Here is a 20,030-nt window from a genome sequence, read left to right as displayed (position 1 = left end):
CGCGGACACGGACGCTGGAGCTGCGGCGGGACGGGCGGGGGTGGTGGACCGCCGACGGGGAGCGGCTGCCGGATGTCGACGGGGCGCTCGACTGCGATCTGGGGCTGTGCCCGCTGACCAACACCATGCCGGTGCTGCGGCACCGGATGCGCCGGGAGCGGGGCGGGCGCGAGTTTCTGATGGGGTGGGTGTCGGTGCCGGATCTGACCGTGCGGGCGTCACGGCAGACGTACACGCATCTGGCGCGGACGAGTGGCGGGGGCGGCCGGGTGCGGTTCGGGTCGGGGACGTTCCGCCGTGATCTGGACTTCGACGCCGACGGGTTCGTCCTGGACCATCCGGGGCCGGCCCGGCGGCTGACGCCGCGTCAGCGCTCGGTGACCTTGCCGTCGGCGACCTCAAGTCGGCGGGTCACCTGGACGGCGTCCAGCATCCGCCGGTCGTGGGTGACCAGCAGCAGCGTCCCCCGGTAGCCGTCGAGGGCGGATTCGAGCTGTTCGATGGCGGGGAGGTCGAGATGGTTGGTGGGCTCGTCCAGGACCAGGAGGTTGACGCCCCGGCCCTGGAGCAGGGCGAGGGCGGCGCGGGTGCGTTCGCCGGGTGAGAGCGTGTCGGCGGGGCGCAGGACGTGGTCCGCCTTCAGGCCGAACTTGGCGAGCAGGGTCCGTACCTCGGCCGGTTCCACGTCGGGCGCGGCGGCGCCGAACGCGTCCAGCATCGTCTCGGGGCCGTGGAACAGCTTGCGGGCCTGGTCGACCTCGCCGGTCAGCACACCGGAGCCGAGGGCGGCGTGCCCGGCGTCCAGCGGGACGCGGCCGAGCAGGGCGCCGAGCAGGGTGGACTTGCCGGAGCCGTTCGCGCCGGTCACGGCGATACGGTCGGCCCAGTCGAGCTGGAGGGTGACCGGGCCGAGCGCGAAGTCGCCGCGGCGCACCTCGGCGTCGCGCAGGGCGGCCACGACCGCGCCCGAGCGCGGGGCGGCGGCGATCTCCATGCGCAGCTCCCACTCCTTGCGGGGCTCCTCGACCACGTCCAGGCGTTCGATCATGCGCTGGGTCTGACGGGCCTTGGCGGCCTGCTTCTCGCTGGCGTCGCTGCGGAACTTACGGCCGAGCTTGTCGTTGTCCCCCGCCTTGCGGCGGGCGTTCTTCACGCCCTTGTCCATCCAGGTGCGCTGCATCTGGGCGCGGTCCTGGAGGGCGGCCCGCTTGTCGGCGTACTCCTCGTAGTCGTCGCGGGCGTGACGGCGGGCGACGTCGCGTTCCTCCAGGTAGGCCGCGTAGCCGCCGCCGTAGAGGTTGATCCGCTGCTGGGCGAGGTCGAGTTCGAGGACCTTGGTGACCGTGCGGGTGAGGAACTCGCGGTCGTGACTGACGACGACCGTGCCCGCGCGCAGTCCGCTCACGAACCGTTCGAGCCGCTCCAGGCCGTCGAGGTCGAGGTCGTTGGTGGGCTCGTCCAGCAGGAAGACGTCGTAGCGGGAGAGGAGGAGGGAGGCGAGACCGGCGCGGGCGGCCTGTCCGCCGGACAGGGAGGTCATCGGCTGGTCCAGGCCGACGAGGAGGCCGAGCGAGGCGGCGACCTCCTCGGCCCGCTCGTCCAGGTCGGCGCCGCCGAGTCCGAGCCAGCGCTCCAGGCTCACGGCGTAGGCGTCATCGGCGCCCGGCGCCCCGTCGACCAGCCCCTGTGTCGCCTCGTCCATGGCCCGCTGCGCGGCGGCGACGCCGGTACGGCGGGCCAGGAACTCCCGCACGCTCTCCCCCGGGCGCCGCTCCGGCTCCTGCGGGAGGTGTCCGACGGTCGCGGTGGGCGGGGAGAGCCGCAGCTCCCCCTCCTCGGGCACGGCCAGCCCGGCGAGCATCCGCAGCAGCGTGGACTTGCCCGCCCCGTTGGCCCCGACGAGCCCGATCACATCCCCGGGCGCGATCACGAGATCGAGCCCGGAGAACAGGGAACGGTCCGCGTGACCGGCGGAGAGATTCTTGGCGACGAGGGTGGCAGTCATCAGGGGCGATGGTAGCGGGCGGGGTGGAGGGCGGGCCGAGGTGGAGGGGTGGGAGAGCGTGGGACCCGAGCGGGACCTCCTTCAGCGCCCCACCACCCCCACCAGCACACCCCCCGTCGTCCGGGCCACCACATAGGACTCGCCCCTGGTGGCCCTGGCGTCCAGGGGGATGCGGTGGTGGCCGGGTTCGAGGATGCCGTCGAAGAGTTCGTGGGTGTGGGTGCGGTAGAGCCGGTCGAGGCGGTACGCGGTGAGCTGGACGCGGCACGGGGAGGTGACGTCGATGGCCGCCTCGCCGTCGGCCACGGCCAGGCGGGTCAGCCGGTGCCGTTCGGCGGGGCTGCGGTCGAGGGCGTGTTCGATCTGGGCGACGAGGAGCGGGACGATCGGGGCGAGGCCGTCGACGTAGGCCACCTCGACGCCCGCGTGGGTGAACGCCTCGCGGACGGCGGCGCGGTCACGTTCGTCCACCGCGCGGCCGAAGGCGACGGCGCCGTAGCCCCGGAGTTCGTCCGGGGGCACGTCCTGGGCGTCGCGGGTGATGTCCGCGCCGATGCCGATCGTGCGCAGCGCGGCGGCGAGCTTGGCGAGGACGGCGACCCGGGCGCCGATCAGCAGCACCCGCCGCCGGTGCGCGCCGGGGGCGGCGCCGTCGAGCAGGGAGTGCAGGGCGGCCCGGTACTCCTCGCCCCGGAAGCGGAACGGCCCTATGCCGTGATAGCCGTTCAGCTCCAGGTCGGCGACGGGTCCGGTCTGCCAGGCGAAGTCCCGCCACACGTAATCACCCCCGCCACCGCCACCACCGCCATCACCGTGGCCACCCTCACCGTCGTCACCGTCGTGGCGTTCGATCACGGCCGTGACCGCGCCGCAGGCGAGGTCCTCGCATTCGGGGCAGCCGTAGATGACATGGCGGTCGCCCGGCAGCGGGGCGGCCACCTCCAGCAGCAGGCCCCGGACCTGCGCGGTGAAGATCGCGGGCGGGACGTCGGAGGCGAGCGGGGAGACGGCGTCGAGGTCGGAGAGCTGGAAGAGCAGCGGGCGGCCGTCGACGATGAAGTCGACGAAGTCCCGGTGGATCTGGTAGCCCCCGTCCGACAGCACCCCTCCGGCACGTATCGCAGGGGCCAGGCCGAAAGTCGCGTACTCGGCAGACATGCTGTGAGTATCCCCAGTCGGACACCGCCCTGAGCGCGGCATGACACATTCCGCTACGGTCGCGGTGTGGTGAGCGGACAGCATGACGAGGTGATCGTCGTCGGCGGTGGAGTGATCGGCCTCACGACGGCGGTGGTGCTGGCCGAGCGGGGCCGCGACGTACGGCTGTGGACGCGGGACGCGCCCGGGCGGACCACCTCGGCGGTTGCGGGCGCGCTGTGGTGGCCGTACCGCATCGAACCGCTCGCGTCCGTGCACGCGTGGGCGCTGCGCTCGCTCGACGTGTACGAGGAGCTGGCCGCGCGGGACGCCGGCAGCGGCGTACGGATGGCCGAAGGGGTACTCGGTGCGACGCACCCTGACGAGCTGCGCGCCTGGGCCGGGGACCGACTGGCGCTGCGGGAGTCCGGGCCGGACGAGTATCCGGGGCCCGGCACCTGGGCGCGGCTCCCGCTGATCGACATGCGGACGCATCTGGCGTGGCTGCGGGAGCGGTTGACGGCGGCGGGCGGCACGGTCGAGGAGCGGTCGGTGTCCCCCGGGTTCGGGGAGGCGGACGCCCCGGTCGTGGTCAACTGCACGGGCCTGGCCGCGCGCACCCTGGTCCCGGACCCCGGGGTGCGGCCGGTGCGCGGGCAGTTGGTCGTCGTGGCGAACCCGGGCCTTCGGACCTGGCTGGTCGCCGGGGACGACGGGGGCGCCGACAAGACGTACCTCTTCCCGCACGGCGACCGGCTGCTCCTGGGCGGCACGGCGGTGGACGGCGTCTGGTCCACCGCCCCCGATCCGGTGGTCGCGGCGGCGATCGTACGGCGGTGCGCGGCGCTGCGTCCCGAGATCGCCGGTGCGCGGGTGCTGGAGCACCGGGTGGGGCTGCGCCCGGTCCGTGACGCGGTGCGCCTGGCGGGCGAGTCCCTGCCCGGCGGGCGGTTGCTCGTCCACAACTACGGTCACGGCGGGGCGGGCGTGACCGTGGCGTGGGGGTGCGCGGAGGAGGCGGCCGGGCTGGCGGAGGGACGGACACCACCGGGGCCGGCCGAGAGCCACCCGAGCTGACGCGGGCCCCCGCCCCCGCCCTCACCTCCCGCCCACCTGATCCCCCTCCGCCCCGGGCCCCTCCCCCGGCCCGATCCGCAGTTCGAAGGCGCCGTCGTAGCGCTGCTGGCCCGCGATCACCGCCGCCGCGACCGCCTCCGAGCCCCTCTCCTCGCACACGATGACCGGGTCCCGGCGCAGATCGCGCATCAGGGCCACGCACATGAAGAGCATGACGACGACGAAGGGGGCGGCGGCGAGGATGGTCAGGTTCTGGAGGCCGGTGAGGGCGTCGCCCTGATCACTGCCGACCAGCAGCATGATCGCGGCGACCGCGCCGGTGACCACGCCCCAGAACACGACGACGAGCCTGCTCGGTTCGAGCACACCCTGCTGGGACAGGGAGCCCATCACGATCGAGGCGGCGTCGGCACCGGAGACGAAGAAGATCCCGACGAGGATCATCACCAGCAGACTGCTGACGGTGGCGAGCGGGAACTCGCGCAGGACGGCGAAGAGCTGCCCCTCGGGCGTGGCCTCGTCGCCGAGCCGCCCCTGTCCGCGCAGGGTCATCGCCGTGCCGCCGAAGACGGCGAACCAGACCAGGCTGACCGTGCTCGGCACGAGGATCACCCCGCCGATGAACTGACGGATCGTGCGCCCCCGGCTGATCCGGGCGATGAACATGCCGACGAACGGCGTCCAGGAGATCCACCACGCCCAGTAGAAGACGGTCCAGTTGCCCAGCCACTCGGCGACACCCCGGCCGCCGCTGGCCTCGGTGCGCCCGGCCAGGTCGGGCAGTTCGCCGAGGTAGGCGAAGAGCGAGGTGGGCAGCAGGTCCAGGACGACGATGGTCGGTCCGGCGACGAACACGAACAGGGCCAGCAGCAGCGCCAGCACCATGTTGACGTTGGACAGCCACTGGATGCCCCGCTCCACACCGGAGACCGCTGAGGCGACGAACGCCAGGGTCAGCACGGCGATGACGGCGACCAGCAGCCCGCTGTCCACCTCGTCCAGCCAGTCCAGTTCCCGCATGCCGGAGCCGATCTGGAGCGCGCCGAGCCCGAGGGAGGCCGCCGAGCCGAAGACGGTCGCGACGATGGCGAGCATGTCGATGACCCGGCCCCCGGCGCCGCCCGCGCCCCGCTCGCCGATGAGCGGCGTGAACACCGCGCTGACGGTCTGGCGGCGGCCCTTGCGGAAGGTGCTGTAGGCGATGGCGAGGCCGACGACCGCGTAGATCGCCCAGGGGTGGAGCGTCCAGTGGAACAGCGTGGTCGCCATCGCCGTCTCCATGCGCTCGCCGGGGTCGGCCGGTGTGGTGCCGGGCGGGGGCGCGAGGTAGTGCGTGAGGGGCTCGCTCACGCCGTAGAACATCAGGCCGATGCCCATGCCCGCGCTGAACATCATGGCGACCCAGGACACCGTGCGGAACTCGGGCCGCTCGTCCTCCGTGCCGAGGCGGATACGGCCGTAGCGGCTGATGGCGAGCCAGAGCGCGAAGACCACGAATCCGGACGCGGCCAGCATGAACGCCCAGCCGCCGCTGTGCATCAGCCCGCCGAGCAGGGTGCTGGAGACGTCCTCCAGGGTGTCGGTGGCGACCGCGCCCCACAGGACGAAGGCGAGGGTGAGCGCGGCGGTGACCCCGAAGACCACCCGGTCGGTCCCCGGCCGCCCGGGGTCGGCGGCGGGCTCGGACGGGCTGTCAGCTGTCACGGAGGGGCCTTTCGGTGGGCGTCCCCACGGCGACGGTGGGGCGAGAGCGGGGCGAGGACCGGGCGGGCGTAGGACGGGAGTTCCTCCCGCCCTACGCGCTACCACAGATCGCGCCCCGCTCCCCCGCTCAGCAGTCCGTGTCGGGCTCCCCCACCGTCAGGTGGTACGCCGCCCGCTCGTCCAGCAGCAGCGGCACCAGCGCCCGCAGCGACTGCCGCAGCGGTACGTAGGCGCCCTCGCGGTCCGGGCGTACGCGGACCCCGTGCAGGGCCAGTTCGTCCTTGACGTCCGTGTACTGGGCGTCGGTGAGCCGGTAGCCGCAGGGCGGGTCCGGGAGCACCTCGGCGGACTCGGGCGGGTCGTTGTCGGCGCCGCCGAGACAGACCGGGCCGGTGTCCCGGTATCCGGCGTACCGGGCCGCCGTCGTGGCCGCCTCGATCCGGCCGCGCCGCTCGGCGCCGAAGGCGAACAGGCCGTCGAGCGCGGCGAGCTGGGACGCGACCCGGCGCCGGTTGTTGAGCGCCGCGTCGTTCCGCTCGGCCTCGGTGAGCGGGTCGACGCGGCTCTCGATGAGCAGGCCGACGGCGTGTTTGGCGCCGGAGATGTTCCGCAGGATGCGTTCCTGCCCGTCCCCGGCGACCTGCCGGACCGGCTCCCCGGTGACCGGGTCGGTCCAGATCCCGTAGGTGCCGGTGGAGTACCCGGCGTCCTGCGCGGCGGGCCGGACGTATGCCTCGGCGAGGGTTTGGGCCTCGGTGTGCACGGCGTCGGCCGTGTTGAGGTTGCGGGGCCACAGGTCGAACAGATCCTTGTCGTAGTAGCCCGGGGTGGACCCGTATTCGTGCAGGTCGTAGATGATGTCGGGGCTCTGGTCGCGGATGACGGCGGCGAGCGCGCGGCCCTCCTCGGTGGCGAGGGCCACGTGGTCGCGGTTGATGTCCACGCCGTCGGAGTTGCCCCGGGTGTCGGCGGCCCGGCCGTCGGGGTTGGCGGTGGGCACCACGAGCACGGTGGTGCGCTCCAGGAAGCGCCGGGTGGCACTGTCGCGGGCGTGGGCCAGGTCCCGGACGGTGCTGAGACAGGCTTCGCGGCCGGAGGGTTCGTCGCCGTGCTGGCTGCACACCAGCAGGATGGTGCTGGTGCTGGTGCGGGCGCCGACGCGGACGAGTTGCAGCGGGCGGCCCTGCTCCGTCGTACCGATGGACGAGATGGAGACCTGGTCGCTCGCGCGGTCGACGGCGGCGAGGAAGGTCTGTTCCTCGGGCTGGGTGGTCCAGCGGGCGCCGCCGCTCTGTTCGAATCCGGTGCGTGGTGGCGCCGGGGTGGCCGCGCTCGCGGGCGCGGTCATGAGGGACGCGGTGAGGGTGGCGGTGGTCAGGATCAGGACGCGGACGCGATGCTTCACCGGCCTCCCTCCGGGACGCGGTAGGGGGTCCGCGGCGGCTGGACGCCGGACAGTCCGGCGTCCGGGGCGGTGGCGCGGGAACCGGCGGTGGCGCGGGCGAAGGCGCTGGTGCCGCCGACGACGGGGACGTACGCCGTGGTGCGGGACAGGTCGAGGGTGAGGGTCGGGCGGTCGGCGGGCGGCTCGATCAGGCCGTTGTCGGTGCCCGCGACGATCAGCGCGAGCCGGTGCCCGGCGGGGACGACATGGTCGGTGGCGGCCAGGTCGAGGGTGAGCGTGTGCGCCGTGCCCGGGGTGAGCGGGACGCCCTTGCCGGGGGCGGCGTGGGTGCCGAGGTCGGCCCAGCCACGGCTGACGATCGTGTGTTCGACGTCGGTGGTCTTCGCCGCGGTCTCCCGGTAGCAGGCGCTGTCGCCGGTGGTGCTCGCGCCCCAGCAGGTGCGGTCGGTGAGGGTGGTGATGCCTTCGCCGGTGCCCGCGTAGTCCCGGATGGTGTCGGGGCCGAGGTCGACCAGGACGGCGCTGAGATGGGCCGTCGGGGTGCTGGGCGTGGCGGTGACGGTGACCTCGGAGGAGCCGGACAGCCGCAGGTCGCGGGTGAGCGGGCCGGTGACGAAACCGGCCTTGTCGGGCGTGGCGACGCCGAGGTCGGTGGCCCAGTCGCTCTCGTCGCGGGCGGGGTCGTCGGTGAAGGTCTCGGTGCCCTGGGCGGTGCGCAGGCCGAGGCTGCCGACGCCGGGCTCGGCGCCGCTCGCGGGCTTCAGCCGTACGGTGTCGGTGGTGCGGGGCGGCCAGGTGGTGGAGGTGACCCACTGGTCGGGCGCCCGTTCGATGTCGGCCATCGGTTCGTCGTCGATGCCGTTGTCGTAGCCGAGGAGTTCATGGTCGAACCAGCGGTGCAGGGTGCTCACCCAGTCGGCGCGGCGGAAGTCGAAGGGGTCGACATGGCCGACCTGGGAGAGCCAGACCTTGCGCTCGACGCCGTTCTCCGCGAGCGCGTCCCACCACTGGCCGAACTGCTGGGCGCGGACATTGAGGTCCTGCATGCCGTGCACGGCGAAGACGCTGGCCTCCACCTCGTCGGCGTCGGGGACGTAGTCGCGCTCGCTCCACAGCGCGGTCCAGTCACCGGTGCGCGGGGCGCCCTCGGCGATCTCCTGCTGTACGGCGGCGCAGCGGGCGCGGGCCGCGGGGCTCTCGACGTAGTTCGACAGCCAGTCCGGGCCCGAGTCGTAGAGCGGGGCGCCCTGGGAGAAGTAGTAGTCGTACCAGGAGGAGATCGCGCCGATGGGGACGATGGTCTCCAGGCCCTCGACGCCGGTCGCGGCGACACCGCCCGCGATCGTCCCGTCGTAGCTCTTGCCGATCATGCCGGTACGGCCGTTGCTCCAGGTCGCCTGGGCGCGGATGGTGCCGGTGCGGGTGGTGTAGGCGGTGCCGCGCCCGCCCAGCCAGTCGACGACGGCCTTAGCGGACTGGATGTCGGAGCGTCCGCCGACGTCGACACACCCGTCGGAGCGGTTGGTACCGGCGAGGTCGACACCGACGACGGCGTAGCCGCGCGGTACGAAGTAGTTGTCGTAGTACAGCGGCATCTGGACTACGTTCCCGGCCGCGTCGTAGGTCTTGCGCTGGCTCTCGTTGCCGCGCCCGCAGCAGGAGTAGTACGGGCTGGCGTCCATGATGACGGGGACCTCGCGGCCCTGCCGGGCGGGTTCGGCGGGGCGGACGATGTCGACGGCGACCCGGTCGGTCCTGCCGTCGCCGTCCCCGTCCAGCCGGGTGTCCACCCAGACGGCCTCGCGCACGGCACCGTCGTAGGAGTAGATCGGCTGGCTGGTGCGCGGGGTGGTGGCCTGTGCCGGTGTGGTGAGAAGGGTGGCCATCAGGGCGGCCGTGGCCGCCGTCGCGAGCGGTCTCCAGATCGTGAAGCGCATGCGTAGAGGCATGGGGCGGACGGTACCCCCGTCAATTCCCCCGCAGAAGACGGCGTTTGTGTGATCCCTGTGAAGGAGAGTGGCCGGTGGTGGTCTTGGGGGCGGGGGGTTCTCCGGCGGGGCGGGGGTTCCTCCGGCGGGGCGGGGTTTCTCCGGCGGGCCAGAGGGCGATCGGGGGCTGGAACGCCCCCGGCCCCCGGCCGGGGCGGCCTCGGGCCTCGCCGGGTGGGGCGCGTCCAGGACCGTCGGCTGGGCTCCGGCCGCCGTATGGGCCCGGGGACGGGGAAGCGGACCGGCCACCTGGCGTCGAGCCCAGATCCCCGGGCCTGGGCTGCTCGCCGGAGCGGCCCAGGCCCAGTGCGCCCTACGTGGCCGGACCGGCGGTCCACTCCGGGTCCTCGACGGCCAACTGCCGTACGAGGGAGCGGAACCGGTCGTCCCGGTTCTCGGCGCTCTCGTAGAAGGTGTCCTGGCCGACCAGGTTGACGACGGCGAGCAGGAAGAGGGCGCTGTTCGCGTCCCGTACGAAGGCGGCACCGCCCTCGTGGGTGCGGGTGCGGGCGCCGGTGGTCGTGACGGGGGCGCGGGGCGCCGGGCGCGAACCCCGGCTGTTGAAGCGGGACATGAGAAACCCCTCGTGGAGGAGGGAGGCGAGGCGCGCGGGCGCGCGGCAAGGCCCGGACCGAGCGACCACGCCGTCCGTTGTCCCCCCGCGCCGTGGGCGCCGGTGCCTCCCGAGATCAAGGTCGGCGGCGGAAGGGGTTCCATCGCAGGGAAGTATCCGCGGCCTGCGCACCGGGAGGTGCTGGTGAAGTCGAGCTGCTGTGAAGGTGAGGCGCTGTGAAGTCGAGGCGCTGTGAACGCTGCGCTGCTGTGAGGTCGGCGCCCAGAGGTCAAGGCCGGCGACGGCACAAAGCGCTCTGCCAACTGAGCTACACCGGCCGAAACCGGTGACAGGACTCGAACCTGCGACCGCTCGATCTCGATTCGAAGTATCCGTCGCCTTCGCACCTGGGCTGCGCCCCACGGTAGGCGCCCGCGTCCGGCACCCGCCAGCCAATAAGGGCGGTTATCGAACATATGAGCGGTAAGGCATCGGAGTGGCGCTGCGCGAACGTGGGGGACGCGCGTCGGCGCTGACGCGCCGGGGCGGGTTCCGCGGTCTACGGTGGGCCTGTGCGCCGGAGTGCCCGTACCGCACGGGTGCTCGCCGCGGCGTGCGGGTCCGCCGGGCGGGCCCTCGGACGCGAGCGAAGGAGCCGTTGCGTGCGGGACGTCGCGATCATCGAGGCACCGTCCGTCCTGGGACTGCGGCCGACCGGGGTCGAGGAACTGCCCGAGGCACTGCTGGGCGCGGGGCTCGCCGAGGGCCTGCGGGCGGTCATGGCGGGGCGGGTGGAGCCGCCGCCGTATCTGCCGGACCGGGACCCGGAGACGGGCGTGCTCAATCCGGACGGCATCGCCGAGTACTCCGTACGGCTCGCGGACGCGGTGGACGCGGTGCTGGACGACGGGCGCTTCCCGCTGGTCCTCGGCGGTGACTGCGGCATCCTGCTGGGCAACCTGCTCGCGCTGCGGCGGCGCGGCCGGCACGGGCTGCTGTTCCTGGACGGCCACACCGACTTCTACCAGCCGGAGGCGGAGCCGGTGGGCGAGGTCGCGTCCATGGCGCTGGCCATCGCGACAGGACGCGGGCCGCGCGTGCTGACCGATCTGGAGGGCCGCGGTCCGCTGGTGGCGGACGGGGACGTGGTGGCCTTCGGCTTCCGGGACGCGACCGAGTCCGCCGTGTTCGGGGTGCAGCCGCTGCCCGAGGAACTCCACGCGATGGACCTGCACACGGTCCGCGAACTCGGCGCCGCGCAGGCGGCCCTGCGCGCGGTCGGGGCCCTGACCGGGGATACCGGGAGCGGTGGCTACTGGGTTCATCTGGACGTCGACATCCTGGACGACGCGGTCATGCCTGCCGTTGACTACCGGTTGTCGGGCGGGCTTGCCTGGGAGGAACTCGACGTCGTACTGGCCACCGCGCTGGCCGATCCACGGGCGCGGGGGCTGGACGTGGCGATCTTCAATCCCCGGCTGGATCCGGACGGGGACATCGCGTTGCGGCTGACGGAGTGTCTGGTGCGGGCGTTCGAGGTGAGCGCCGGGCGCTGAGCGTCCCCACGGTCACGGGGGCGGTGTCACAGCGCCGGTGGACGGCGAAACCGCTGCGTCCCACGACCGCCGACGGTCCGCGCCGGGTGGGGCCGCACCACGTCCGCGAGCATCCGGCGCGGCTCGCGCTGATCGAGGAGTCACGGCACCAGGGGCCCGCCCGCAGGGGCCGCGGCCCGGCCTGACCGCCGACGGCGACGCGTACCGCGTGGACGCCGGGCTGTCGACCGTACCGCGTGGACGCCGGGCTGCTGCGGCTCGGCGTCGAACTGCTGGCCGTACCGCTGCCCCGGGAGACGACCCCTGTCGCCCGCCGCCCGCACCGTACTGGTCGAACACCGCCGCGCGGCGGCACGCGAGCTGTCGCGGCTGCTGCGCGAGGAGGCGTCGGAGCGGGACACCGACGCGGCGCGTTCCCTGACGGCCCGTAGGCGGTCGACAGGCAGTCGACAGGCGGTCGACAGGCGGTCGACCGTGGTACGGGCTGCCCGGCGCGGACGGCCGGGGCCCGGACCGGACGGCCGAGGCCCGGACCGGACAGACCCTGCGCGGACGACCGATCGGAGCTGGGCCCGGCCTGGATCGGCAGGGTGGTCGTAGCCGCGCGCCGCCCGGCGCGGCGAGGGGTCGGCCGGTCACCGGGCCGCCGGCCCCGCCACGACCCGCAGGTTGCGTGGCGGGGGGCGGCTCCGCCGGGCGGACCGGGCAGGGTGCGCGGGCGTTAAACCGTGATGCCGTGCGGGCCGCGCGCCACGGCCGGGGCGCGGAGGCGAACGCGCGGCCCCGTACCGCCGGGGTGCCGAGAAGCCGACCGGGCCACCGTCGCGGCGCCGGTCCCCGGGACGGGCAGGGCGGGCACGGCCGCCGGGGCGAGGTGGACGATACGTCCCCACCTTGCCGCCTTCGGTCGCGGCAGCGCCGCCCCTGGTGACCGCGCGGGGCCACCCCCGGGGGAGGCGCGCGAGGACGCGGCGCGGTCCGTTCCTGAGGTGAGCCCCGTTGCGGTGCCGTGCCGGTGCCGGTGCGGTGCCGTTCCGGAGGGCGAGGCCCCGCCCTCGGCCCGGGTCAGCTCGGGTCCGTGAAGGTCTCTCCCTTCCGTGCCTTCGTCACCAGCAGCGCGGGCGGTTCGAAGCGCTCGCCGTAGCGCTCGGCCAGTTCCCGGGCGCGGGCCACGAAACCGGGCAGGCCGGCCTCATAGCCGTTGATGTACTGGAGCACGCCGCCGGTCCAGCCGGGGAAGCCGATGCCGAGGACCGAGCCGATGTTGGCGTCCGCGACGGATGTCAGCACGCCCTCCTCCAGCAGCCGTACGGTGTCCAGCGCCTCCGCGAACAGCATGCGTTCCTGCATGTCCCGGAAGGGGATCGCGGCGTCCGGGCGGGTGAAGTGCTCGCGCAGGCCCGGCCACAGCCCGGCGCGCTGCCCATCGGCCCCGTAGTCGTAGAACCCGGCGCCGCCGCCGCGCCCGGTGCGGCCGAACTCGTCGACCATGCGGTCGATGACGGCCTCGGCGGGATGCGGGGTCCAGGTGCCACCGGACTCCTCGACGGCCTGCCGGGTCTCCTCGCGGATCCTGCGCGGGAGGGTGAGGGTCAGCTCGTCCATCAGGGAGAGCACCTTGGCCGGGTAGCCCGCCTGGGCCGCCGCCTGTTCGATCGAGGCGGGCTCGATGCCCTCGCCGACCATCGCCACGCCCTCGTTGATGAAGTGGCCGATGACGCGGGAGGTGAAGAAGCCGCGCGAGTCGTTGACGACGATCGGCGTCTTGTCGATCTGCCGGACCAGGTCGAAGGCGCGGGCGAGGGCCTCGTCGCCGGTGCGTTCGCCCTTGATGATCTCGACCAGGGGCATCTTGTCGACGGGCGAGAAGAAGTGCAGCCCGATGAAGTCGTCCTGGCGTTCGACGCCTTCGGCGAGGGCGGTGATGGGCAGGGTGGAGGTGTTGGAGCACAGCAGCGCGTCCGGCGCGACGACCTGCTCGATCTCCTGGAACACCTTGTGCTTGAGGGCGGTGTCCTCGAACACGGCCTCGATCACCGCGTCGCAGCCCGCGAGGTCGGCGGCCTCGGCGGTGGGCGTGATCCGCGCGAGCAGGGCGTCCGCCTTCTCCTGGGTCGTACGGCCCCGGGCGACCGCCTTTGCGCACAGGTTCCGGGAGTACGCCTTGCCCTGGGCGGCGGCTTCGGGCGACACGTCCTTGAGGACGACGTCGATGCCCGCGCGGGCGCACGCGTAGGCGATACCGGCGCCCATCATGCCGGCGCCGAGCACAGCGGCCTTGCGGACCGGCCGGGGCTCGATGCCCCGGGGGCGGCCGGCACCGGAGTTCACGGCCTGGAGGTCGAAGAAGAACGCCTGGATCATGTTCTTCGCGATCTGGCCGGTCGCCAGTTCCACGAAGTAGCGGGCCTCGATGAGCTGCGCGGTCTCGAAGTCGACCTGGGCGCCCTCGACGGCGGCGGCGAGGATGCTGCGCGGCGCCGGGTAGGGGGCGCCGTTCGTCTGCTTGCGCAGGGTGGCGGGGAAGGCGGGCAGGTTGGCGGCGAACTTGGGGTGGGCCGGGGTGCCGCCGGGGATGCGGTAGCCCGGCGTGTCCCAGGGCTGGCGGGACTCGGGGTGGGCGTCGATGAAGGCGCGGGCCTTGGCGAGCAGCTCGTCGGGCGTGTCGGCGATCTCGTGGACGAGGCCGCTGTCCAGGGCGCGGCGCGGGGTGTACCGGGTGCCCTGGAGGAGGACCTTGAGCAGCGCGTCGGTGATGCCGAGCAGCCGGACCGTACGGACGACGCCACCGCCGCCGGGCAGCAGACCGAGGGTGACCTCGGGGCAGCCGATCCTGGAGCCGGGCGCGTCGAGGGCGATCCGGTGGTGGCAGGCGAGGGCGATCTCGTAACCGCCGCCCAGGGCCGCGCCGTTGAGGGCCGCGACGACCGGTTTGCCGAGGGTCTCGATCCGGCGCAGCGCGCGCTTGACGGCCATGCCACCGTCGAAGACCTCCCGCGCTGTCTCGGGCGTGGCGCGGATCAGGTCCCGCAGGTCGCCGCCCGCGAAGAAGGTCTTCTTGGCGGAGGTGACGATGATCCCGCGGAGGGAGTCGCGTTCGGCCTCCAGCCGGTCGGTGATCGCGGCGAGCGAGGTCCGGAACGCCTGGTTCATGGTGTTCGCGGACTGGTCGGGGTCGTCCAGGACGAGGGTGACGACGCCGGTGTCGTCCTGTTCCCAGCGGATGGTGGTGCTCGTGGTCATGAGGGTCTCCGTGTGAAGTCTTACGGGGGCTGCCGCTGGGGAGGTCAGACGCGTTCGACGATGGTGGCGATGCCCATGCCGCCGCCGACGCAGAGGGTGACGAGGCCGTAGCGCTTGTCCTGGCGTTCCAGTTCGTCCAGGAGGGAGCCGAGGATCATCGCGCCGGTGGCGCCGAGCGGGTGGCCCAGCGCGATGGCGCCGCCGTTGACGTTGACCTTGTCGAGGCCGAGGCCCATGTCCTTCACGAAGCGCAGGACGACGGCCGCGAACGCCTCGTTGATCTCGACCAGGTCGATGTCGTCGATGGTCAGCCCGGCGCGGGCGAGCGCCTTGCGGGTGGCGGGGGCGGGGCCGGTGAGCATGATGGTGGGCTCGGAGCCGGAGACGGCCGCGGAGACGATCCGGGCGCGCGGGGTCAGCCCGTAGCGGTCGCCGATCTCCTTCGAGCCGATGGCGACGAGGGCGGCGCCGTCCACGATGCCGGAGGAGTTGCCCGCGTGGTGGACGTGGTCGATCCTCTCGACCCAGTGGTACTTCTGGAGCGCCACGGCGTCGAAGCCGCCGAGGTCGCCGATGTCCGCGAAGGACGGCTTGAGCGTGGCGAGGGAGTCGGCCGTGGTGCCGGGCCTGGGGTGTTCGTCGTGGTCGAGGACGATCAGGCCGGCGCGGTCCTTGACGGGGACCACGGACCGCTGGAAGCGGCCCTCCTTCCAGGCGACGGCGGCCCGCTCCTGGGACAGCGCCGCGTACTCGTCGACGTCCCGGCGGGAGAAGCCCTCGATGGTGGCGATCAGGTCGGCGCCGATGCCCTGCGGCACGAAGTCGACCGCGAGGTTGGTCATCGGGTCGTTGAACCAGGCGCCGCCGTCGGAGGCCATCGGCACCCGCGACATCGACTCGACGCCGCCCGCGAGCACCAGGTCCTCCCAGCCGGAACGGACCTTGGCGGCGGCCATGTTGACCGCCTCCAGGCCGGAGGCACAGAAGCGGTTCTCCTGGACCCCGGCCACCGTGTCCGGCAGTCCCGCGGCGATCGCCGCGATACGCGCGATGTCGGACCCCTGGTCACCGACCGGGCCGACGACACCGAGCACGATGTCGTCCACGGCCGCCGGGTCCAGGCCGGGGAAACGGGCCCGGACTTCATGGATGAGGCCGGTCACCAGGTCGATGGGCTTGGTGCCGTGCAGGGCGCCATTGGCCTTGCCACGCCCGCGCGGGGTGCGGATCGCGTCGTACACATACGCTTCGGTGCTCACGGGTCGGGCCTTTCGGGGGTGTTCGGGAGTGTTCGAGGGCTTCGAGAGCTTCGAGAGCTTCGAGAGGAGGCTGAGGGGCCTCGGGGGGTCACGCCGGGCCGTCCAGTGCCGGGCGCTCCCGTGCGGGTATGCCCCAGTCGCGCTCGACCTCGGGGGTGTCCGCGCCGGGGCGGGCGGGGCCGCCGCGCAGGGCCGTGGGGGTGGCGGAGAAGCGGGGGGCCGGGGCGGGCTGGGTGATGCCGGCGTGGTCGGTGAAGGTGCCGCGCGCGGCGAGGTGCGGGTGCCTCGGGGCCTCGCGCAGGGACAGCACGGGCGCGACGCACGCGTCCGTCCCCTCGAAGACGGCCGTCCACGCGTCGCGGGTACGGGTCCGGAAGCGGGCGGCGACCAGTGCGCGCAGTTCGTCCCGGCGGGCCGGGTCCGTGCGGGCGGGGGCCTGGCCGGCGATGCCCAGCAGGCGCAGGAATTCGTCGTAGAACCGCTGTTCCAGCGCGCCGACGGCCATGTACTTGCCGTCGGCGGTCTCGTAGGTGCCGTAGTACGGGCAGCCGCCGTCCAGGAGGTTGGAGCGGCGCCGGTCCTGCCAGACGCCGGCCGCGAGCATGCCGTGGATCATCGCGCCGAGGTGGGCGGTGCCGTCGACGATCGCGGCGTCCACGGTCTGTCCGGTGCCGGTGGCGCGGGCGTGGTGGAGGGCGGCGAGGACGCCGACGACGAGGTAGAGGGCGCCGCCCGCGTAGTCACCGAGAAGGTTGGCGGGGGCGGGCGGCGGGCGGTCCGGGTCGCCGATCATGCCGAGGGTGCCGGTGAGGGCGAGGTAGGTGATGTCGTGGCCGGCGCGGGGGGCGAGCGGGCCGTCCTGGCCCCAGCCGGTCATCCGGCCGTAGACCAGGGCCGGGTTGCGGGCGTGGCAGTCCTCGGGGCCGACGCCGAGGCGCTCGGTGACCCCGGGGCGGTAGCCCTCGATCAGGATGTCCGCGCGGGCGGCGAGGCCGAGGACGCGGGCGGGTCCGCCGGGTGCCTTGAGGTCGACGGTCACCGAGCGTTTGCCGCGGTTGGTGACGTCGTGGGCGGGGTCGATGGCGAGTCCGGGGCCGTCGGGGCGGTCGACGCGGACCACGTCGGCGCCCAGGTCGGCGAGGAGCATCGCGGCGAACGGGCCGGGGCCGATACCGGCCAGTTCGACCACGCGCACGCCGGTGAGCGGGCCCTGTCCGGGTGTCCCTGCCATGCGGCCCCCATCGCCGTGACACCGATGCTGCGACATCGGTGATGTTAAGAACGCGTTCCAGTTCGCACAAGACATGGGCGAGCAAGCGCTTAGTCCAGTTTGGCGCGCGTCACCCGGTCAGCGCACGTCCAGCTCGGCTATCAGCCGTCTGGGGGCGATCGCGCGGTAGCTCTCCTCCACCCAGTCGCACAGCAGGTCCGCCGCCGGGGCGCCGTGGGGCTCCAGCGGGACCACGACCCAGCCGCTGCGGCCCAGGCCGTACCCGGCGCTCTCGGCGCCCGGGGCGGTCAGGGCGTGGGCGTGGCAGGTCTCGTCGGCGAGCTTGACGGTGATGCGCAGCGGATGGCCGCCGTCGGGGACGCCCAGGAAGACGAACACCTTCTTGTTCACCTTGGCGACGGCCTCGCCCCACGGGAACTCCTCGCCCGCGCCGGGCATCCCGAGCGCGCACGCCCGCGCCGCCTCCCATTTCCGCAGGGCACTCCTGGCCACCACCACCTGGGACCTCCGGGCTCGTCGACGGTCTCCGCACCGAACACGCTAGCCCCAGCCACTGACAGCGGCACGGGAGGCGACACGCGGGGGAGGTGGCTGGACCGGCCGGAACGCGACGGACCAGGTCCCGGACCCGGCCTCGGCTGTCACCGGTGCGCGGCCGTACGGAGGCGTACCGGTGGCTGCGGGGACAATGCGATCAGGAGGACCACGCGATCAGTGTGCAGATCATTCCCGCGATCCAGCCCAGCCCCGCCAGCACGCCGAGCACCAGGGCCGCCGTCACCGCGCGCTCGACGGGACGGGAGGGGTCGGTCAGGGGCTCGGGGGCTCGGTGTGCGGTCATGCGGCCAGCGTGTCGGGAGGGACGGGTGCATGACATCCGTACGGGTACTCAGATGGCGTACTCGGTTCTGGTGGGCGGTGCTCGGCGGGCCTCCCGCCCGGCGGTTCGACCCGGTTTGAAGGTTGAGGGCGGAAATCCCCTTGTCCGCCCCGGCCCCTTCCATCAAAAGTCTCACTGGGAACGTCAATGAAACACTTGAGGAGAGTCGGAGAGAGGAATCGACGGGAAGGTGGGTGGAGTACGTGAAGTTCGTCCTTGAGGTCACGCTGGATGACGGGGCCGTGGCCAAGGATCCGGTCGGTGAGGTGGGGCGGATCCTGCGGTACTGGGGCGGGAACCTCGGCCATTACGCCATGGGGCCGGGCGACGGGAGCGCGATCTACGACTCGGAGTACTCCGAGGTCGGCGCCTGGCGGGTGATCGCCTCCTGAAGGGCCGCGCGGCACAACGCGTCCGCCCTGCGGGTGGTCTCGGGGAGGCGGTAGGCGGGGGTGAGCGCGAGGGTGTGGGCGCACGCGGTGTCCAGGCTCACCCGGTGGCCCACGGAGACGTACACAGGCTTGACGCCGTCCCGCGTGCGCAGCGCGCGGCCGACCTCCTCGGCGCCCGCCAGGAGCGGGGTGGACGCGCCACGCCGGGTGCCCGGCGTGGCGTACGTGAAGGTGAACGGGTTCTTGGCCACGCCGATGGTCGGCAGCCCGGTCAGGACACCGAGGTGGGCGGCCAGGCCGAAGCGGCGGGGGTGGGCGAGACCGTAGCCGTCGCACACCACCAGGCCGGGCGGTAGGGGCAGCGCCTCCAGGGCGGCCAGGACCGTGGGGATCTCACGGAAGGCGAGCAGGCCGGGGACGTACGGGAAGGAGATCCGGCCGACGGCGGTGGCCTCGGCGAGCACGTCGAGGGTCGCCGCGTCCAGGAGGACGGCCGCCGCGGCGACGAGGTCACGCCCGTCGTCGTAGGCGACATCCACTCCGGTGACATGGCCGGTACCCGGCGCCGGTCCCGCTTCATCGAGGACCACCCGCGCGCGTAGCGCGTCCTGCACCGCACGGGCCTCCTCCTCGGTGCCGGGCCAGCCTTCGGGAATGCCTACGGGCGTCGTCATGGGTCTCATGGTGGATCGAGCCTAGTCCCGGTTGGCGCCCGGCCCGATGGCGATAAACCCGAGGGCCATCGGCGTCGACAAGAAGTCGGCGAGGAGTTGGCGAGGAGTTGGCGAGAAGTCGTCATCAAAGGGATATGGAAGGAATAGCGGGGATCGGTCCGGAATGGAAAGTCGTCAGGGATTTGTAAAGCACGGTGACAGACATCACCGGGGTTCAAGTGCACTTCCCGGCCGATTTATTCGTCTCCCCCTATGACCGGCCTCATCCGTCCGGAGCGGTGCCGCCGGCAGCCCGGAAGCCCGTTCCGCCGTCTCAAGGGAGCAAGGCCATGAGCACTGTCATCGAGCAGCCCGTGGAGGCCCGCCTCGTCGCCGCCGCGCCCCGCATGCCGCAGATCCCCGCCACGCTGCATTACGACCCCCGGGACCCGTTCGCCGTCCGGATGACCTTCCCGGCGCAGGCCACCCTGGAGGGCATCGAGGTGTGCTGGACCTTCGCGCGGGACCTGCTCGCGGCGGGATTGCAGGCCCAGGCGGGCGACGGCGACGTCCGCGCCCGGCCCTACGGGTACGACCGTACGGTGCTGGAGTTCCACGCCCCCGAGGGCACCGCCGTGATCCATGTGCACTCGGCGGAGCTGCGCCGCTTCCTCGCGGCGACGAGCGCCCTTGTGCCGCAGGGGCTGGAGCATCTCCAGTTCGACCTCGACCGCGATCTCGCCGAACTGATGGGCGACGCCCGTTGACACCCTCCCGCCCGCCTCGTACGGTGTACAAGTCCTGTTGCCGCCGATTGGAGAAGGACGTTGCTCGTCTGAGGTCCTGAGACACCTCGTCACACCTCATCCGTGTGCGTTGCGTGCGACCTCGGCATTCGGGCCGTCCCAGCGGGGCAGGGCTTTTTCATGAGCCCCTGACCTTCCAGG

15 protein-coding genes, 1 tRNA gene and 2 pseudogenes are annotated in these 20,030 nt (G+C 73.1%); 5 read left to right on the top strand and 13 right to left on the bottom strand.

From position 1 onward, the window contains the following. Positions 1-2: 2 nt before the first annotated feature. Positions 3-473: pseudogene (locus ACFRFC_RS07225) on the top strand (putative glycolipid-binding domain-containing protein); the annotation flags it as partial. Here ACFRFC_RS07225 and ACFRFC_RS07220 read toward each other — a convergent pair. After that, on the bottom strand, positions 368-2,005 hold the full coding sequence (locus ACFRFC_RS07220) for an ABC-F family ATP-binding cassette domain-containing protein (RefSeq protein ID WP_382686649.1): 1,638 nt from the start codon (positions 2,003-2,005) through the stop codon (positions 368-370). The pseudogene ACFRFC_RS07225 and the gene ACFRFC_RS07220 sit on opposite strands and share 106 nt — an antisense overlap. Before the next feature lie 81 nt (positions 2,006-2,086). Further along, positions 2,087-3,163, bottom strand: a complete 1,077-nt coding sequence (locus ACFRFC_RS07215; RefSeq protein ID WP_382686651.1) for an oxidoreductase — start codon at positions 3,161-3,163, stop codon at positions 2,087-2,089. 66 nt (positions 3,164-3,229) lie between these two features. On the opposite strand from ACFRFC_RS07215, the gene ACFRFC_RS07210 reads away from it, so the two are divergent. Continuing rightward, positions 3,230-4,219 carry an FAD-dependent oxidoreductase gene (locus tag ACFRFC_RS07210; protein WP_382686654.1) on the top strand — a complete coding sequence of 330 codons (990 nt, stop codon included), beginning with the start codon at positions 3,230-3,232 and terminating at the stop codon, positions 4,217-4,219. Positions 4,220-4,240: 21 nt separating this feature from the next. On the opposite strand, the gene ACFRFC_RS07205 is transcribed toward ACFRFC_RS07210, so the two are convergent. From ACFRFC_RS07205 to ACFRFC_RS07185, 5 genes and pseudogenes are all read right to left on the bottom strand, one after another. Beyond that, positions 4,241-5,923: a BCCT family transporter gene (locus ACFRFC_RS07205; RefSeq protein ID WP_382686656.1), complete on the bottom strand. Its 1,683-nt coding sequence runs from the start codon at positions 5,921-5,923 to the stop codon at positions 4,241-4,243. Between the two features lie 127 nt (positions 5,924-6,050). Further along, positions 6,051-7,271 carry a M14 family metallocarboxypeptidase gene (locus tag ACFRFC_RS07200; protein WP_382686995.1) on the bottom strand — a complete coding sequence of 407 codons (1,221 nt, stop codon included), beginning with the start codon at positions 7,269-7,271 and terminating at the stop codon, positions 6,051-6,053. Between the two features lie 53 nt (positions 7,272-7,324). Next, positions 7,325-9,277: a Xaa-Pro dipeptidyl-peptidase gene (locus ACFRFC_RS07195; RefSeq protein WP_382686659.1), complete on the bottom strand. Its 1,953-nt coding sequence runs from the start codon at positions 9,275-9,277 to the stop codon at positions 7,325-7,327. A gap of 364 nt (positions 9,278-9,641) precedes the next feature. Beyond that, positions 9,642-9,890: pseudogene (locus ACFRFC_RS07190) on the bottom strand (TROVE domain-containing protein); the annotation flags it as partial. 320 nt (positions 9,891-10,210) lie between these two features. Further along, positions 10,211-10,280 (bottom strand) — tRNA-Ser (locus ACFRFC_RS07185). Positions 10,281-10,531: 251 nt separating this feature from the next. Between ACFRFC_RS07185 and ACFRFC_RS07180 the strand changes: the two genes are divergently transcribed. After that, on the top strand, positions 10,532-11,425 hold the full coding sequence (locus ACFRFC_RS07180) for an arginase family protein (RefSeq protein ID WP_382686661.1): 894 nt from the start codon (positions 10,532-10,534) through the stop codon (positions 11,423-11,425). A 1,065-nt stretch (positions 11,426-12,490) separates the two neighbouring features. Here the strand turns inward: ACFRFC_RS07180 and ACFRFC_RS07175 are convergent. The 5 genes from ACFRFC_RS07175 to mmpA form a co-directional block, all read right to left on the bottom strand. Continuing rightward, positions 12,491-14,668 (bottom strand): 3-hydroxyacyl-CoA dehydrogenase NAD-binding domain-containing protein, encoded by a 2,178-nt coding sequence (locus ACFRFC_RS07175; RefSeq protein ID WP_382686664.1) that lies wholly within the window; start codon positions 14,666-14,668, stop codon positions 12,491-12,493. A gap of 44 nt (positions 14,669-14,712) precedes the next feature. Further along, positions 14,713-15,927 (bottom strand): acetyl-CoA C-acetyltransferase, encoded by a 1,215-nt coding sequence (locus ACFRFC_RS07170; RefSeq protein ID WP_382686666.1) that lies wholly within the window; start codon positions 15,925-15,927, stop codon positions 14,713-14,715. An 88-nt stretch (positions 15,928-16,015) separates the two neighbouring features. Next, positions 16,016-17,158: a CaiB/BaiF CoA transferase family protein gene (locus tag ACFRFC_RS07165; RefSeq protein WP_382686669.1), complete on the bottom strand. Its 1,143-nt coding sequence runs from the start codon at positions 17,156-17,158 to the stop codon at positions 16,016-16,018. Positions 17,159-17,275: 117 nt separating this feature from the next. Beyond that, complete coding sequence (locus tag ACFRFC_RS07160) at positions 17,276-17,656, bottom strand: MmcQ/YjbR family DNA-binding protein (protein WP_382686671.1); 381 nt, start codon at positions 17,654-17,656, stop codon at positions 17,276-17,278. 196 nt (positions 17,657-17,852) lie between these two features. Next, on the bottom strand, positions 17,853-17,999 hold the full coding sequence (gene mmpA / locus ACFRFC_RS07155) for a morphogenic membrane protein MmpA (RefSeq protein WP_382686673.1): 147 nt from the start codon (positions 17,997-17,999) through the stop codon (positions 17,853-17,855). A gap of 242 nt (positions 18,000-18,241) precedes the next feature. Here mmpA and ACFRFC_RS07150 point away from each other — a divergent pair, with 242 nt between their 5' ends. Then, positions 18,242-18,430, top strand: a complete 189-nt coding sequence (locus ACFRFC_RS07150) for a hypothetical protein (protein ID WP_382686675.1) — start codon at positions 18,242-18,244, stop codon at positions 18,428-18,430. On the opposite strand, the gene ACFRFC_RS07145 is transcribed toward ACFRFC_RS07150, so the two are convergent. Then, positions 18,379-19,104, bottom strand: coding sequence for an endonuclease V (locus ACFRFC_RS07145; RefSeq protein ID WP_382686677.1), 726 nt, complete (start codon positions 19,102-19,104; stop codon positions 18,379-18,381). The genes ACFRFC_RS07150 and ACFRFC_RS07145 overlap by 52 nt on opposite strands. Positions 19,105-19,433: 329 nt before the next feature. Here ACFRFC_RS07145 and ACFRFC_RS07140 point away from each other — a divergent pair, with 329 nt between their 5' ends. Next, positions 19,434-19,850: an SsgA family sporulation/cell division regulator gene (locus ACFRFC_RS07140; protein WP_382686680.1), complete on the top strand. Its 417-nt coding sequence runs from the start codon at positions 19,434-19,436 to the stop codon at positions 19,848-19,850. Positions 19,851-20,030: the final 180 nt, after the last annotated feature.

The organism is Streptomyces sp. NPDC056734 (assembly GCF_042790455.1).
Taxonomy (GTDB): Bacteria; Actinomycetota; Actinomycetes; order Streptomycetales; family Streptomycetaceae; genus Streptomyces.
The sequence above is the reverse complement of the archived record's forward strand: the minus strand, read 5'-3'. Positions and strand labels throughout refer to the sequence as shown.

What these genes read in the sequence shown, in the direction of transcription:
- ACFRFC_RS07220 (WP_382686649.1), bottom strand. Translation starts at nt 2,005, where the DNA reads ATGACTGCCACCCTCGTCGCCAAGAATCTCTCCGCCGGTCACGCGGAC.
- ACFRFC_RS07215 (WP_382686651.1), bottom strand. Translation starts at nt 3,163, where the DNA reads ATGTCTGCCGAGTACGCGACTTTCGGCCTGGCCCCTGCGATACGTGCC.
- ACFRFC_RS07200 (WP_382686995.1), bottom strand. Translation starts at nt 7,271, where the DNA reads ATGACCGCGCCCGCGAGCGCGGCCACCCCGGCGCCACCACGCACCGGA.
- ACFRFC_RS07195 (WP_382686659.1), bottom strand. Translation starts at nt 9,277, where the DNA reads ATGCCTCTACGCATGCGCTTCACGATCTGGAGACCGCTCGCGACGGCG.
- ACFRFC_RS07175 (WP_382686664.1), bottom strand. Translation starts at nt 14,668, where the DNA reads ATGACCACGAGCACCACCATCCGCTGGGAACAGGACGACACCGGCGTC.
- ACFRFC_RS07165 (WP_382686669.1), bottom strand. Translation starts at nt 17,158, where the DNA reads ATGGCAGGGACACCCGGACAGGGCCCGCTCACCGGCGTGCGCGTGGTC.
- mmpA (WP_382686673.1), bottom strand. Translation starts at nt 17,999, where the DNA reads ATGACCGCACACCGAGCCCCCGAGCCCCTGACCGACCCCTCCCGTCCC.
- ACFRFC_RS07145 (WP_382686677.1), bottom strand. Translation starts at nt 19,104, where the DNA reads ATGACGACGCCCGTAGGCATTCCCGAAGGCTGGCCCGGCACCGAGGAG.
- ACFRFC_RS07140 (WP_382686680.1), top strand. Translation starts at nt 19,434, where the DNA reads ATGAGCACTGTCATCGAGCAGCCCGTGGAGGCCCGCCTCGTCGCCGCC.